Source organism: Flavobacterium cellulosilyticum (assembly GCF_004349355.1).
GTDB classification, from domain to species: Bacteria; Bacteroidota; Bacteroidia; order Flavobacteriales; family Flavobacteriaceae; genus Flavobacterium; species Flavobacterium cellulosilyticum.
On the sequence record NZ_SMFK01000009.1, the window covers coordinates 1 to 17706 of the forward strand.

General features: G+C 35.7%; 9 protein-coding genes and 1 pseudogene. 3 read left to right on the top strand and 7 right to left on the bottom strand.

All coding sequences use genetic code 11. The features are described 5' to 3' along the window. A pseudogene (locus E0F76_RS12990) lies at window positions 1-311 on the top strand (transcriptional regulator); the annotation flags it as partial. A gap of 48 nt (window positions 312-359) precedes the next feature. Here the strand turns inward: E0F76_RS12990 and E0F76_RS12995 are convergent. From E0F76_RS12995 to E0F76_RS13025, 7 genes are all read right to left on the bottom strand, one after another. Further along, entirely contained in the window at window positions 360-1205 is an 846-nt protein-coding gene (locus E0F76_RS12995; protein ID WP_132006752.1) for a cupin domain-containing protein, read from the bottom strand. A gap of 10 nt (window positions 1206-1215) precedes the next feature. Then, window positions 1216-2256, bottom strand: a complete 1041-nt coding sequence (locus E0F76_RS13000) for a DUF6807 domain-containing protein (RefSeq protein ID WP_132006755.1) — start codon at window positions 2254-2256, stop codon at window positions 1216-1218. 20 nt (window positions 2257-2276) lie between these two features. Beyond that, the gene (locus E0F76_RS13005) at window positions 2277-3650 is read right to left on the bottom strand and encodes a Gfo/Idh/MocA family protein (RefSeq protein WP_132006758.1); all 1374 of its coding nucleotides are present in this window, start codon (window positions 3648-3650) and stop codon (window positions 2277-2279) included. Between the two features lie 53 nt (window positions 3651-3703). Then, window positions 3704-5164 (bottom strand): 3-keto-disaccharide hydrolase, encoded by a 1461-nt coding sequence (locus tag E0F76_RS13010; protein WP_246022058.1) that lies wholly within the window; start codon window positions 5162-5164, stop codon window positions 3704-3706. A 91-nt stretch (window positions 5165-5255) separates the two neighbouring features. Then, entirely contained in the window at window positions 5256-7142 is a 1887-nt protein-coding gene (locus E0F76_RS13015; RefSeq protein ID WP_132006761.1) for a rhamnogalacturonan lyase, read from the bottom strand. A 158-nt stretch (window positions 7143-7300) separates the two neighbouring features. Then, window positions 7301-9430: a hypothetical protein gene (locus E0F76_RS13020; protein ID WP_132006764.1), complete on the bottom strand. Its 2130-nt coding sequence runs from the start codon at window positions 9428-9430 to the stop codon at window positions 7301-7303. A gap of 81 nt (window positions 9431-9511) precedes the next feature. Further along, on the bottom strand, window positions 9512-13147 hold the full coding sequence (locus tag E0F76_RS13025) for a DUF4450 domain-containing protein (protein WP_132006767.1): 3636 nt from the start codon (window positions 13145-13147) through the stop codon (window positions 9512-9514). A gap of 278 nt (window positions 13148-13425) precedes the next feature. Here E0F76_RS13025 and E0F76_RS13030 point away from each other — a divergent pair, with 278 nt between their 5' ends. Both E0F76_RS13030 and E0F76_RS13035 read left to right on the top strand, forming a co-directional pair. Continuing rightward, window positions 13426-14730, top strand: a complete 1305-nt coding sequence (locus tag E0F76_RS13030; RefSeq protein ID WP_132006770.1) for a rhamnogalacturonan acetylesterase — start codon at window positions 13426-13428, stop codon at window positions 14728-14730. A gap of 21 nt (window positions 14731-14751) precedes the next feature. Then, entirely contained in the window at window positions 14752-17604 is a 2853-nt protein-coding gene (locus E0F76_RS13035) for a glycoside hydrolase family 2 protein (protein WP_132006773.1), read from the top strand. Window positions 17605-17706: the final 102 nt, after the last annotated feature.

Here is a 17706-nt window from a genome sequence, read left to right on the forward strand (position 1 = left end):
ATAAAATCAACTTTGAAATACTAGATGAAGTTTACGATGACATGATTATCAAAAAAGGAGACTTATTTATCACCATTGAAGAGTCTGATTTGGTTAATCTGGTCAAACAAATTAGAGATGAAGAATATGTTTTAGGTAAAGACATCGGAATAATATCTTACAACGATACACCCCTAAAAGAACTTCTGGGAATTACTGTTATATCAACTGACTTTAATAAAATGGGAGCTACAGCTGCTAGCATGATACTCAATAATGAAAAAGGAGAAGTCAAAATCCCTTTTAATTTTATTGATAGACAATCTATTTAGAAAGTAATATGTCGTCCTAAAAAACATTTCCAAACGAAATAATATTAATTAATTTGTATTACTATTATACCATTTAATTGCATAATATAAGCAGGGTTCATTGCCTGTATTAGATAAGTTATGAGGAATATTTGGTCGGACTAAAATAACGCTGCCTGCACTAGCAACATAGTTTTTATTATCAATATGCATCGTAATATAGCCTTTCAATAACAACATAATTTCTTCAGCCTGATGAGAATGAGATGGGTGACTATCTTCACCAGGATTCAGCATCGTTGAATGTGCTTCTAGCCTCTTAAACATAGAAGTCGGCTTGTCAAATACGGATCTAGATTCTCCCTTATTCGTTTTCTTTATAACCAATTCATCCCAATCTTTCATTACAGAACCACCATTTTCTTTACCTCGGCTTATATCTACTGGATTTGTGGATTGAAACCCAAGCACATAATAACTAACAACTTTATCAGATGCATTGTGAAAATTTTGTATATCACCAGCTTCAATCAATGCAATACTTCCAGTAGATACTATTTTTACGGTATCATTTATAATTATTGTAAGTGGTCCCTCTTTAACAATAATCAACTCTTCACGATCCATTAAAGCTCGAGGAGGATGATTCGTTTTTCCTGGTGCCAACGTAGAAGAATGCATACTTAACATGGCAAGATCGGTTGTATTTCCTAGAACTTTAATTTTCTTTTTAACATCTAAGCCGTTTTGTGTATCAATAGTATTTAATTGATAAACACCAGATTGCAATTTCTCAGTTTGTGCTCTCAAAACAATAGTTGAGAATAATAATGCAAGCAAAATAATTTTACTAAGTATAATTGACCCTACAAAATTGGCGTTACAATTGGACCATTGTATTGAATCTATTTTCATATATATAAGATTATTTTTTAGCAAAAGATTCAGCTTCTTTATTTAGAGTTTCTTTACTAGGCGTGTTTCCATCTTTTACAATAATCCGGTATTTAAAAGTTACTGATTTACCTGCATCCAAAGAGAAGTTTAATTTTTCTTTTCCACCACTCATAACTTCTTGACCAAGTGTATTTGCGGCAAATAATCCGTATCCGCGGGCATGCCAATACGTAGGATAGCCAGGATTTTTAGGATGGTCAATAATAGCGATTGCAATATCTTTACCATTTTTTTGTCCATAAATCATGCACCAATTTCCACGAGTTCCCCATACATCATTACCGGTGACACCTTCACTACTTAGAAAATTCCCCGTGATACCTTCATTATTTAATACCGCCACTTTGGTAGCAATGCCTTGTGCGTCGGTAAAAATTTCAGGTTTTTGAGAAGGCATTTCCAATTCTCTCGTTACCCTAATTCCTAAAATACCTTCTTTATTGTCTTTAAAAGTAACTTTTTCATTCTGAGCTGTAAGTGTCGTAGTACGATCAATCGTTCTGCTGTTGATGTCTCCGCTAAATACCAAAATTGTATTTTCCTTTAGTAGTATATTCCCTTTGATGTCGACCCAATTGGAGCTTACTTCTAATTCGCCATTGTGTGGTCCTGGTTTTACAGCCACAATTTTTTGATGGCGTATGCTGCCATATTTGGGTTTGTCTTCCGCTTTAATGGCATCCGAATTATTCCAAAAATCCAAACCATTTACATCTCCATAGTTAAACCACATTCCAATATGGTGCGGGTGATCTGTTCTTTCATTTGCTCTGGTTGCCAATGGGAATCCTCTGGTAACGGTTATACCCGAAGCTGTAACAAGCGGAAAAAGAACTGGTTTGTCAATTTTAGTTCCATAGAGATAAGCAGTGAAAAATTGACCGTCTATTAGAACATCTATCTTTTGCTCTTTTTCGTTTTGCACAAAAGCAACCTTTTTTTGAGCAGATAAATTGGTAAATGAAAATAAACACGATGCGCAAATACTAATATATTTTATAAATTTCATCTTGTACTTTATTAAAGTAATTATTTTAAATAGGATTTAAATGGTTCGAAAGGCTTACCTCCAACCATTATTTCCTGAGTTTTTTCATCAAAAGTTGCTTTTTGACCGGTAAGCACAGCTGCATTGGTCATAATTGTTGCTATAGAATGGCTATACCCCGCTTCTACTGGAGCATTTGGCTGCTTGCGACTTCGCACACATTCCATCCAATTTCGAATGTGGTTAGAAGTTAACTTATCCCCTCCTGTATTTGCTGAAACAACCAAGGGTTCTACTGCTGATAAACTTGATTCAGGTAATAAAAACGGCTTCATTCCGGCGGGAGCAGCAAACTTTTCAGTCAATCCTCCCGCTGAGGAAACTGTATTAGTATTGAGATTTAATTGTCCACCATTAGAATAGTATATTTCAGCAGGTTTCTCGTCTCCATTATGCATTCGAGAGCCAAATGTAACTTGAAAGCCCGAAGTTGAATCATTGCTTGGTCCATAATCAAAAGTTGCATTAATGGTATCCCAATTTTTTCTACCATCTTTCCACATGTAAATTCCTCCATTGGCTACAACACTTCTAGGATGTTGCAATCCGCTAAACCAATGCACCGTATCTATCTGGTGACTCATCCATTGTCCTGGCAAGCCTGAGGAATAGGGCCAAAATAATCGGAACTCCAAGTATTTTCTTGCATCAAAAGCCTCATATGGGCGGTTCATGATAAATCTTTTCCAGTCGGTATCCGATTCCATTAACTGAGTTACTGTTTCTGGTCTTCTCCAACGCATCGGTTGGTTTACATTCCAGGTTAATTCTACCATAGTTAAAGCGCCAAATTTTCCGGATTTAATATACTGTTCCGCTACTTGATAATTATTTCCACTTCTTCTTTGAGAACCAATTTGAACAATTCTATCAGAAGCTTTTATGGTATTATAAGCGTTCCGATTGTCTTCCATTGTTTCTGCAAAAGGTTTTTCGCAATACACATCGCAGCCCGCTTTAACAGCCTCTGTTGCATGCAATGCATGTTGAAAATCTGCTGTGCTTACAAATACGGCATCAACGAGTTTTTTATCATACATTTCTTCGTTGTTTCTACATGCAATCACATCATGGCCCATTTTTCCCTTCCATAAAGCAGCTCCTTCTTCCCTTCTTTTATTCCAAATATCAGATACAGCGACAACGTCAAAATTCAATTCCTTATAGTGGTTCATAAAACAAGGAACATGGGAACTTTTGTGCCTATCTGAAAAGCCAACAACTCCAACTCTCACCCGATCATTAGCACCCATAACTCTACCATAACTTTTGGCGCTAAGCCCAAATCCTCCCATATAAACTCCTGCTGACGCTATAGCAGTGTGTTTAATAAATTTTCTTCTTGAATTTTCCATTGTGAAGTTAAAATTGATTAATATTCCCGAATATTCTATTGTGATAGTTAGACTTAATTGAACTCTTTAATTTTAATGCTCTTAAATGAAACATGGTCTCCGTGGTCTTGCAAAAGAATCCTTCCTTTTTTTGCCATTCCAAAGTTGGGCCAATCTTCGTATTTACTAACAGCTACTAAATCTAAAAACTCCTTAGAACCTCTAGTAAACTCTAAAACTTTAAAGCCATTTAAAAAATATTCCACTTTATTATTTGGTAGAACTCGAACTATTCCTTGATTCCATTCTCCAATAGGCTTAATACTATTATCAGGTTTTTTTGCAGTAATTAAATCATATAAAGAAGCTAACGTGCGGTTACCGTCTCTACCTAATTTAGCGTCCGGATGTTTGGCGTCATCTAAAATTTGATATTCTAAACCAATTGCAGATCCTTTATTGCCTTCGGATTCTGTCACGAAATATTTTATTCCGCTATTGGCTCCTTCGGTCAATTTAAAATCAAACTTCAGTTCAAAAGCACCATATTCTTTTTCAGTCACAATATCTCCTCCATTTGTAGATTCGGCGCCCCCAGATTTTTGAACACTTAAAACACCATCCTTTATCTCCCATCCTTTTTCGGGAAACACTGTTTTATACGCTCCTCTCCATCCTTTGGTTGATTTTCCATCCCATAAAAGGGTGTAGCCATTCTTCTTTTCTTGTTCAGAAATAGTATTTGTAACAAAATTTGCAACAGCGATACCATCATAAGGAGAAGCTTTTAAATGGTCCGTCATGATTCTGATATTTCTCCATTTAATTTGTTTTCCTGGCATGTCACTTTTCCCAATGGAATGAACCTGCAGAGCAATAAAACCTTCAGCCGTCATATCATCAATCACATGTGCAGTTGGAATTCCATTGATCCATGTTCTTATTGTGTTTCCAATACATTCTACTCTATATCTATTCCAAGCATCTTTTTTAAAGGCTTTTTTGCCTTCTGGATTCATGTCCATCGGATACAACCAACCTCTTCTGGCTTCATCATAAATACCGCCACTATAAGCTCTTTCTGACGGATCAACCTCTACCTGATAGCCATGCACTCTTCCCTCTTTATAATCAGCTTTACTTAAACTCCTTATCTGGACACCCGAATTGATGTCATTTGCCACAAATAACTCAAATTCAAGAATAAAATCACCATATTTTTTTTCTGTTGACAAAAATGAATTGGGTTCATTACTTACCGTAGTACCGATAATTTCACCATTTTTGGCTTCGTATTTGGCTTTTCCATTCAATTGTTTCCAACCTTGCAAATCTTTCCCATTAAAAAGTTGCTGCCATTTTCCCGTAGGTGTTTTTGTCTTAACTTTTGAAACGGAATTTAGCTCACTATCCCTATTTATTGGAACCCCAACACTATTGGATATCATTTTCACTCCCTTTATTGATGCTTGCTTTACACCACAAAAAGCATTTAAACTAATAATAAATGCCATCAAGAACTTAAAATTCCTCATAATTTTAATTTAAAGAATAATTAACAATTTGGAATCTAAAAATAACACTTATTTAACACAGTACTATCCTGTTGTGTCCTGTTTTTTTTTCTTATAATTTTTCAGTAGCGATTCTAGAAAAAGGAACTAATTTTATATTTGGTTTTGGAGCAGGTTTCATTCCCGTTCCCATGTAAAAACTCGTGTGTGGCGGCTGATTATATCCTACATTTTGCCATGCTATACTCAATCGATATTGTGGATCATGCATCAGAGTATATTGTTTGATCGCTGTTGGAATTGTCGTAGAATAAATTCTTAACTCTTTATTATCGGTACTTCTTAAAATTAATTCTTCTCTCCAATCTCCTAAAATATCAGCAGATAAAGCTGGAGTTGATTTGGAACCGTTATTGGACGATGCACCATTTGCAGTAAATAATCTACCCACGCCATATTTGTCAATATAATTGGAGTTCAGTAATTCTCTTGAAGAATCTCCATCCCAATAAATTAAAAAATTAGCAGACCTTGGTGCTAAACCAATTACATTTCCTTTGATATCAAATAGACTAGAGGAACCCGACCACCACATTTGCGCACCAATCCGACTAGAATCAATATTATCGGCAACACCCCGTCCGACATCTTCATTTTCAGAAGCTGTAAACAAAACTTTTCCTGTGGCAGCAGAAAATAAAGCAACTCCAGGGCCCTTTGTTCCTTCTTCAATTTCATGTACTCCAAAAACCTCTAAACCTGGTGTTTCTGGGTCTAAATCAGTGACATGAAGTGCGTCACCATGTCTAAATCCAGTAGTGTACATTCCTTTTCCATCATCATCAACACACATCGCCCCAAAAATAATTTCATCTTTTCCATCATTGTCAACGTCCGCAACTGAAAGACCATGATTTCCCATTCCAGAAAATGGATTATTACCATCTTGACTATCAAAAACCCATCTAGATGTTAATTTATCATCCTTATAATCCCATGCGGCCAAAACAGTTCTTCCATAATAACCTCTACACATAACTACGCTAGGATGAACACCATCTAAATAAGCAATACAAGCCGTAAAACGATCTACTCTATTTCCTGTTGCATCATTTTTACCATTTCCTCCTTTTCCACCCCACGCGCCAATATTACCTCTAGCTGGTATATATTCACTAGTTGTGATAAGTTTGCCGGTCTTTCCATCAAATACTGAAAGATATTCCGGACCACTTATTATTTTACCGAAAGTAGGGGAATCTGGATTGGTATCTCTCCAATCTTTTGAAACATCTCCTACCACATTATGTGCGCTATCCATTGTACCATCAGCTGTTTTACAAACAAATTCAGCAATACCATCTCCATCAAGGTCATAAACCATAAATTGGGTATAATGTGCTCCTTCTCGAATATTTTTTCCTAAATTAATTTCCCACAAAAACTGTCCTTCCAAAGTATAGGCTTGAAAAACTGGAGAATCGGTAATTCCTTTAAAAGAATTATCCGCACCTTTTCCTGTCATATGAACAATTAAATCATATTTCCCATCCCCATTTAAATCACCTACAGAAACATCATTTGGAATATAACCTGCAATTTCTTTTAATGGAATTGATAAATAATCTTTATCAGGACTAAATGCAGGAATCGTAAAACTGCCAAGTGCCTCTTTTTCGACTCCGTTTTCAACTGTTTTTACAAACCAAGTATTTGATTCGTGCTCTTTTGCTTCAGTATCAATAAGATTTGTAGCTCCAGAAATTTGATTTTCATTGACGCGCACGGCTTTATTATTACCACTTTTTCGATATAAATTAAAGAATAAGTTATCAGGATCAGTTCCTAAAACGCGCCAACCAATATAAAAATGTCCTTTTTCTTTGACTGCGATAATACCTCGATCCAGAGTTTCCATTTGGCGTTGCCCAAAAACTAACGAAGTTGAAAAATGAATTAAAATAAGGAGTAAAAAGAGTTTTTTTGTTTGTGGTTTCATAGTTGTTTTTGTCTGCAAAGTGATTGGTTAATATTGTTGGTTTTCTATGACTTAAAAATCTAGAAATGGTTTAATCCTAAAACCAAATTGACATATTCAATTGGTATTCAAATAGGTCAATTGTGTATTAGAATAGTTTAAAATTCATTGAATTGAAATTATGGCATTGGCATTAAACCTTCCCATTTTACATTCCAAGTTCCATCTTTTGGAAATCCTGGGTTATTTTCTGTTGTTCCGTCCCAACCAGCGCACATCATTGCAATTGTGGTCAATAATCCTCCATTTCCTGGTAAGTATAACGTCAATCTTTCCGATTGATAATTGTGTCCGTTTTTCAAATAAGTATTCGTGATTACATTCATAAACAACGCATCAATTGCTTTTTCTGGCATTTGCAAACGCGCAGCACTCATTGCTGTCATTGGGAAATCCCATCCCCAAGTTTTATCCCAAGACCAAGTGTCCCAAACCAAATCGAAGGTATTTTTCATAATTTTCTTGTCCAAAAGACTCGTTTCTGGCAACATTCCAAAAGTTCCTAAAACAGAGGGATGATCGGTTTTGAATTCCGGATTAGTATACGAATCTTTAGCGCTTTCGGTAGCCAAATAAACGTTGTCTGCAACAGGCAATGGTGCTAATTTAGCCAAAACATCTTGCCATTCTTTTGGAGCAGGTTCATTCAATCTTTTTTTCCAAGCCAATGCCGTGTTCAATGCCCAATTCCAATACGCCAATTCATAAGTTGGATTAAAAGTTTCCATAGCTTTGAAACGCTCTTGTGCAGGAATTACACCTGGACCTAAAACATAGACCTTTTTTTCAGCGTCATAATGTGCAAACGAAGCCATAAAATCGGCAGTGGCAAAAACGCGTTCTTTGTATTTTTCTAATGTTGCTGGAGTTGGGGTATCCCTATACAATAATTCGGCATAAGTGATGAAATGTGGCTGTTGCCAAATCAAAAAAGAACCAATCGAAGAAGGACTTTCGTTTCCATCGGGATCCGTCATTTTTTGCCATCTTGCACCTTTAAAACCTTGTCGTTCTGCTAGTTTTTTTGCTTTATCGAATGCATTTTGATACCAAGGCATACTTTTTTCTAATAACTCAGGTCTGTTCCAAAGCGGAAAATGAATGCCGTGCCACCAGTGCATTTCCAAATGCGGTTTTCCGTACCAACTGTTATAAGTTAAACCTGTTTCTTGTGGTGGATTTTTACCCGTACATTGAATTTTAGTCAGGTATTGCGAAAGAATAACCCTTCGTTCCAATTCGTTTGCTCGAGAATCAGTACAATCCGAAAAATCAACTGCCGCACCACTTTGCCAAAAGTGTTGCAGGCCTAAAACACTACTATTTTCAATAGCTGTAAATGTTGGAATCGCTGCTACTTTTTTGGTAGTTTGCGCAAACAAACAACTCAATTCTATCGTTTTTGTTTTAGTAGGTGTTATAACAAAATAATGAGCTCCTGTTTTTTTGAATTCGGCATTTCCTTTCCATTTCAAGTGAATATTATAAGAAAGACTGTCCATTACGTGAGTAACAACGGCCGATGTTTTTGTGCTTTTAGTAATGTCACTTTTATAATTTTGAGTTCCTTCCCATTGGGTTCCCATATCAGCCCATTCGCCAGTAGGAAACGGAATTCGTAAGCGAATTTTCAAGCGTCCTTGCGCTAATAAATCGGATTCCACTTTTACTCCAACAGCATCTTTTTCTTGATGACAAACGGTATGAACTTTTACCGAAACACCTTCTACTATAAATGAACTTTCTATTTCCCCAGTCCATAAATTCAAGGTTTGATTAATAGTTTCGATATCTTCCGCTTTTGCCAAACTACCGTCTTTTTTGGTAATTTCAAAACCCAAATTTCCCAATTGCAACAAATGCGGATTTTGTCGGAACCAATTTACAGCTTCATTTTTGCGTGGCGATGCTTTTTCTTGAACACTATACGTAATCGTTCTTCCATACTGATGGTAGTCTTTCAAAGTTTCCGAAAATTTGTAGTTATTAGTATTCGGATAACTATCCCAACCCCATTCTGATTCAGTACCCAAAGGAACTCCATTTTGATATTTTTCCGGAAAAGATTGCAATCCTGTTGCATCAACAGTAAAAGCAAAAGCGCCATTTCCAACAGACAAAGAGGCCAAGGTGTCGATAGCTGTGATTTTCACATTATGACGAGTTACTAGCACTTTTCGGTCAATTTTTGATTGGGCAATCATTGCGATAGAAAATAGGAAAACTGTAATGATTAGGTATTTTTTCATCGGTTGTTAATTTATAGAAAGGGTTGTGTTTATATTACTATTATTTTTTTGAATTGCTATTGAAAAGGCCATTGAAATATTTTATCTCACCAATGTTACACTCATTAATCCAATTACCACATCATTGGCAATGGTTTTTAGAGTGATATTTTTCAATGTTTTATTTTTATTTAAAGGTAAATCCAAAATCGTAGCTGCTCCACCATCGACCCCATATTTGCTGAATCCTTTTATAGATTTGAAATCATCGAAAGTTCGGGAAATAATTCCTGATTTCAGATAAACTCTCGGTGGTTTTGGAGCATCGGTGGTAAAAGCCAATCCATTTGTGAAATAATCTTGCTCTATCGGCCACCAGTTTTCTGGGTTTTTAAGTTGTAAAACTTCCGAAGTCCCATCACTATAATGTACTACTATTTCGCCATTTACGAATCGGCTTTGCATTGGATTGGTGGTTCCAGCCATCATCATATATATATGTGACGCTTTTCCATTCAATGGAAAACTCATGCTTTTTGGGAAATTATCCCACATCGAGGTAAAAGCAATGTTTTTAAAACTAGAATCCGAAGGAGTTTCGAAAGAAATTCCTTGTGGACTGCTTATTTGATTGTTGATTTTGGCGTTTTGGCGCAAGCCAGAATCATCAATTTTTACATCTAAATTAGGATAACACCAATTACCAATTCCTTGTTTTGGCAATTGCAAAGTAGGCGATGTCGGTCTTGGCGAAAGGTATTCCTGATTGAAAATATCCGTCACTTTCGAATTGAAATTCTCGGTCAGTGAAACCGTTTCTAATTTAGTTTCTTTAGGTAATAAAATATCCCAATTGGTGAACGAAATAGGAACTGTTTTACCTTCATTGGTTTTTAAAACGAAAGCATTGGTGCCCGAAATAAAATTCTCTAAAGGTACAGTAATCGTGGTTTCGCTGTATTTTCGTAAACTTACTAGTTGTGAAATTGTAACCCCAAAAGGATTAAAAACTAAGTTGCCTTCAATTGTTTTTTGGCTATTGTTTTTAATAGTAAAAAGCAAGTTGTTGTTTTTTATTTGATCGTTAAATACTTCGATTTCGGGTTTTACAATCAGGTTGATGGGACTCCACCAAATCATATTTCCTTGTTGCAGTTTTACAAAAAAAGTGGCGTTTTCTTTGGTTTTCAAATTCGCTTTTAGTTCTGAATTGGAATTCGAAATTTCACTCAAAGCAGCTTGAGGATCGTATATTTCAAGGATTTTTGATTTAGCAGTTTCTAAGTGAATGCTTTCTCCTATACAATAACTTTTTTCTATTTTAGGTTGTTCTAATTTTTCTCCTTCCCAAGAAACAGCGATGTTGTAATTTTCTTTAAAAGGACTTTCGATAATCAATTGTGGATTTCCTACTGCATTGGAATTGGTTTTCCAACTTGAATTTTCACCGTTGATAGTTACCGATTTAATCGTTTCGAAAGGAATTTTTACCACCAACTTCAAAGCCATTTTTGTTGTAAAATGAGTTTTGATTTGATAGGAATCGGTGTTGTTATTTCTTTTAAAAGAAAAAGAAACATCGGGGATTTCTAGAGCCGCATTGTCCCATTTTACTGGAAGTCCGGGACGAATCGTCAAAGTATTTTCCAAAGCATTGGGTTGAATACCAAAAAGACCTTCGACCAAAGTTCGCGCTGTCATTCCAATTGGATCTGCAAAATCACGGTAGAGTTCGCCACGCATTGCATCATAAAACGAAAGCTGTTCAAAACCGCCCGGAGAAGCACCCAAATACATGCTGTCAACCAAGGCACTTTCCCACATTTTGAAAGCCGTTTCCGATTGTCCGTTTTGCCAAAAAGCCAATGAAGTGTGCAATTGTTCCCCTAATGCCACATTGTTGATCGACCAATCGTAGGGTTGCCAGTTGGTGGTACTTATGGCATACAAATCTTTTTTGTCCAATCCTTCGGCAGCAATTGGAATATGCGGAATTTTGGCATCCACATAATGAAGCATTTGATATTCCTGAAACGGATTCGCCAATTCCGAATCTATGGTGTGGTAAATGCTCCAAATTCCCGGTGAGTCATGTACTAATTGATTTCCGATAGCATCTTTATATTCGGCAAAAATTCCTTTTTTGGGAATCCAAAGTTGAGCATTCGCCCCATCAGAAATGGTTTTGGCTTCGTTTAAAAACGGAGTGGTATCCTCATTTAATATTTTGGCAACAGCCGCCACTTCTTTGTTCGCATAATAATTATAAGCCGAAGAATGGGTTACCGCCCCGCCACTGTATTGCAAGGCATCGCTTGCCCAAATGGCTGCATAAGCATCATAAAGTCCGTTGTTGTTGGTGTCGAAATTTCTTTTTTCCCAAGCTAAATGTCTTTGAATTACGGGAAACATTTCTTTGATAAAAGTTGTATCGCCAGTCCATTTGAAATGGCGCAACATCTGGTCTATGAAAACCAAATTCATATCATAATGATGCGCTTTGGTCGTGTCGTTTGGACTGCGACTGATATAACCACTACTGAACACCGAAGTACCAATTTTTTCTTTTTGACGGGCTAAATTTTTGGTTTCATCGGGAACAATTGGACCTGTCAAGGGACTTTTGAGTTGGGAATGGCTGTAACTCGTAAAATGGGTTTTGGCTCGGTCGTGCCAGCCCAAAGGATCAGCAACATAAGGACCTCGCCAAGCATTTAGATACATTCGCCAAGCAATGGCACCGTGCAAATAGGCAGGACTTTCCCAAATCCCGTCGGCGGCAATGGACAAGGCGCTTCCTAAAGTATTGATGTACGGATCGGGAGTAATGACTTTAACTCGATTGGCCAAAAGTTGTGTTTCTTGAACTGAATTTTCGAAAATTTCGGCCAATTCTTTTTGGCTTTTTGGACTCGTGTTGGTGTTGTTTTCTATCATCCAAAATAATTCAGTTTTCGGAATCGAATTTATTTTTCCAGAAATTACAGTCAAAGAATCAGGAGTGGAATTGAAGAGTTCAAGAGGTGTTTTTTGATGATTGGCATTTGCCAAATGCGTTTCAGAATTGGGAAAATAACCAACCAAAGTCTTGGTATTTCCTGTTTTTTGCTTATTATTTTCTGAACCATATTCTAATAAAAAATCTTCTTTAAAAAATGTGTATTTATTATTAATGCAATATTCTGGCTGCATATAAAATACCGATTCGGGATCGGCGCCAATGTCTCCATCACGACTGAATTTCTTGCCACTTGCACCTCCAAAAGCCCAAATTAGGGAAACATTTTTCGGGATTTTGGTGGCAGTGACTTTTAAAGCAAAACCTTCGCTGTTTTTTAGGGCAACTATTTCAATATTTAGTTCTCCTTTTTCTAAAAGAGGATCACTAATTTTATAGTCCATAATTCCCAAAGTATATCGAGTAACAATGGTTTTGGCTTCGGTAATCCATTTGCTTTTATCGCCTTTTTGTATTCCTAGTTTAAAATTCCCACCCATTCCTGGCATATACATTGCAAACTCAGGCAAATCTCCAGCTTCTACTCTAAAAGCGGTATTGGTTCCATAAAGTGCTCGGTTGAATTTTCGATTGCCATTTTTTAATACAAAACTATTTCCTTCGGGTGAATAATGAATTTTTCGAAGTGGTGCAGACTCTTTTTCTTGACTTATTAAAAGTATTGGAAATAGAAAGAATAGATAGATGAAAATTGATAAAAATATTTTTTTAGTTACCATATAATTTGAAGAAGTGTAAATACTTGTGAATTTTTAAATGTTCAAATAATTTAACGATAGCAATATAATTCTTATTATAATTTAATCTATCCTTTAGTGTCCTGTTTCAGACAGATTTATCGGTTATTAAATACGAGTTCCTAATTTTTATTAATATCAACCCATAGTACAGGACAGTATATTTAAATAGAACTACTAGTTTTGAATATCTAAAATATTAAAATTTAATAAAATTGAAAAAAGTCAGCACACTATTCGTACTTCTTATTTTTTATTGTATGCCATGCAAAATTTTGGCCGTGCATAACGGGAGAACATTCAAAAAAGATTTAGTTCACTCTGAAGTGCAAAATGCTCAATTGTTCAAATTTGGAACTATAAATAGAAACTCAAAAGGAGTTTTAATTACTTCTCCAGTAAATTATAATTCTAATGTAGGTTATGGATTTGATTATGATACTGCCGAGAATGTAACGATAAATGCTATTTATTTTTTAACAAAAAAACCAACTTATTTTTCTGTAAAACTTCCAGAAGGAAATTACCAAGTTGAAGTTACTTTAGGAAGTGATGAAGCGGCTTCAAATGTTACTATAAAAGCCGAATCACGCAGATTGATGCTACAAGAACAAGTTGTTCAAAAAGGGAAACAATTTACTAAAACTTTTAATGTAAATGTTCGAAATTCTAAAATAGACGCGACAACCAGCATGAGTCTTAGAAGTAGTGAAAACGATGATTTGAATTGGGATGATAAACTGACGCTTGAATTTTTAGGAATAGTTGCTGTACAAAGCATTAAAATCACACCAATCGACAATGCAACTGTTGTTTATTTAGCTGGAGATTCTACTGTTACCGATCAAGATGTTGAGCCATGGGCTTCCTGGGGTCAATTTATTACCAACTATTTTGATGATAAAGTAGTAATTGCAAATTATGCTGTTTCAGGTTCAGCTCTGAATTCTTTTAAAGGTGGTCGTCGATTAAAAAAAATATTATCCGTCATCAAACCAAGAGATTATTTGATTATTGAATTTGCTCATAATGATGAAAAAGTAAAAGGAGAAGGTAATGGTGCTTGGGGTTCTTATTCTGATTTATTAACAGAATATGTACAATTGGCTAGAGAAAAAGGAGCTATTCCAATTTTGAATACACCCACACAACGCCGTGCTTTTAATGGAGATGGAACACTAAAACCTACACATGGAGATTTTCCTGATGCAGTTCGAGCCGTTGCAAAAAAATTAAATGTACCACTTATTGATGTGACAAAAATGACTACTCAAATGTACGAAAGTTGGGGTGATGAACCTTCACGAAAAGCATTTGTACAATATCCCGCAAATACCTTCCCGGGACAAGACAAAGCTTTAGAAGACAATACGCATTTTAATAGTTTTGGTGCTAATGAAATTGCATTAGGTGTTGTTGAAGGAATTAAAAAGCTAGATATTCCATTAAAAAAATGTTTAATCAAAGAAACACCATCATATAATCCTGCAAAACCACATGCTTTTTCAAACTGGACACTGCCTATGAGTACCCGCTTTGAAATTGTGAAACCAGAAGGTAATTAATCGTTATTGAAACCACTATGTATGCTACATAAAAACAAACATCTTTTTATTGCTATTATTGTATTAACTCTTTTTTCTACAATTAATAGTTTTGCCCAACAAACAGAAAAAGTATTGCTATCCGGTCAAGATTTTGAACATCCTGTACAATGGGATTTTTATTGCACCGGAGGTAATAATAGTAAAACATGGTCCAAAATAAACGTTCCATCCCAATGGGAATTAGAAGGTTTTGGCGAATATACCTATGGCAGATGGTATAAAGAATTGAACCAAAAAGAACCTAGTAAAGAAGAAGGTTTGTACAAATATGAATTTGAAGTACCAGCCAATTATAAAGATCAAGAAGTTCTGATTGCTTTTGGTGGAGCAATGACTGATACCGAAGTTAAAATAAACGGAAAATTAGCAGGCCCTATTCATCAAGGAGGGTTTTATGAATTCAAATATAATATCACTTCATTGGTGAAAATTGGTGCTAAAAACCTTTTGGAAGTACACGTGTGGAAACATTCAAGCAATAATTCAGTAAATGCTGCCGAAAGAAAAGCCGATTGGTGGCTGTTTGGAGGTATTTACCGTCCAGTTTGGTTAGAGGTTTCTCCAAAAACACATATCACTCATATTGCTGTAGATCCTAAAATGGATGGTGCCATTACTATCGATATGGATTTAACGGCCATTACTAAAAATACTACTGTAGATGCAACTTTAAAAGGATTGGATGGTGAAAAATTTAAAACCTTTAGTTTCCCCATAAAAAAAGGAAGCTCGCAACAACAAATTGCAGCCAAATTTGATAATGTAAAACCATGGAGTCCTGAAACTCCAAATTTATATACTTTACAATTGGTTTTAAAACAAGATGGAAAGACGGTACATCAATTAGAAAAAAGAATTGGTTTTAGAACATTAGAATTCAAAAAACAAGACGGAATTTATGTGAATGGTAAAAAAATCTTGATGAAAGGAATCAATCGTCATACTTTTTGGCCAGAATCTGGGAGAAGTACGAGTAAACGTCTCAGTATAATGGATGGTACCATATTGAAAGGTGCCAATATGAATGCCGTGCGCAGTCACTATCCTCCTGACGAACATTTTCTGGAAGTTTGTGATTCTCTTGGGTTATTTGTTTTGAATGAATTAGCAGGTTGGCAAAATGCCTATGATACAAAAGTAGGAACCCAATTAGTAAAAGAAACGGTAATGCGCGATGTAAATCATCCCTCTGTTATCATTTGGGATAATGGAAATGAAGGCGGTTGGAATTACGAAGTGGATAAAGTTTTTGCGCAATATGACCCTCAAAAACGAATCGTAATTCATCCTTGGTCTGATTTCAATGGTTGGGATACACACCACTACCCTACTTATTTAACAGGAATGCATCGTTTTAATTCGGGTGAAAATGTATTTTTTCCCACGGAATTTATGCACGGAACGTATGATAACGGAATTGGCGCAGGTTTAGAAGATTTTTGGAAACGCTATAAACAAAGTCCACTTTTTGCAGGAGGATTTATTTGGGTGTTTTCTGACGAAGCGGTAAGACGTTCGGATTGGACGGGCGATTTAAAATATGATTCGAAAGGATCTTTGGCACCTGACGGAATGTTAGGGCCACATAGAGAAAAAGAAGGCAGTTTTTTCACCGTTAAAGAAGTTTGGGCTCCGATACAATTTGAACCAAAGCAAATTACCGCATCTTTTGATGGATCATTCCTGATTTCAAATGATTATATCTTTAGTAATTTGAACACCTGTACAATGAGCTATAAAATCATGAAATCGGATAAGGATGTTTTTTATTCGAATAGTATTGCTACTGCTATAAGTTCAGGAAAAATAGAAATTCCTAGTATTGAACCAGGGGAAACTCGAAAAATTCATATGGATGTTCCTACTAATTTCTATGAAGGAGATTTTGTAGAAATTACAGCTTTAGACAATCATAATAAAGAAATTTACACATGGTCTTGGCCTATTCACAAAGCGAAATATTTTGCTGAAAAATTTCTTTTAGTCAAAGAAAGTAAGACCAAAGCAACTGCGGTACAAAACGGGAATGAAATCACACTAAAAGGTGGCGAAATCAAAGTTACACTAGATGCTACAACTGGTGAAATTGTTAGGGTAAATAATGATGTTAATTTGATTCCGCTTTCTAATGGTCCAAGACCGATTGGGATGAAAGCTAAACTAAAAGACATACAACTTTCTCAAGAAGGAGAAAATGCCATTTGCACCGTAAACTATATTGGAGGCTTGCAATCTATAAACTGGACGATGTGTCCTGATGGTAGATTTAAAATGGAATTATTAGCCTTGAAAAATGGAGAAAATAATGGTGGTTTTGATGGTGCTTTTTTTGAGGATAAAATCAATAAATGGGGAATTACTTTTAGTTTTCCAGAAAAAGGAGTTACGGGTTTCAAATGGTTTGGAAGAGGCCCATACCACGTTTGGAAAAACAGAATCAAAGGAACTACCTACGGACTTTGGGAAAAAGAATACAACAATACCATAACTGGAGAAAGTTTTGAAAACCTAATTTATCCTGAATTCAAAGGCTATCATGCGAATTTATTTGGCGCAAGCCTAAAAGCGGGAGCCAATTCCTTTAAAGTATTCAGCGAATCCGAAAATGTGTTTTTCAGATTATTTACTCCTGAAATGCCTAAAAATGGTTTCCCTGGAAGTGATCCGCAACCTACTTTTCCAGAAGGAGACATTTCGTTTATGTATGAAATTCCGGCGATGCGCTCTTTTAAACCCATAGAACAACAAGGTCCCGAAAGTCAACCCACAAGTATTCGGATAAAAAGTGGAGATGAAGGAATAACGATGAAACTTTGGTTTGATTTTAGATAAAGCAATAAACAATTTCAATAGCAATTTCAATTTTAATAGCAATTTCAATAGCAATTGAAATTTCAATAATATAGAAAAAGAACAACAACAATAATAAAAACT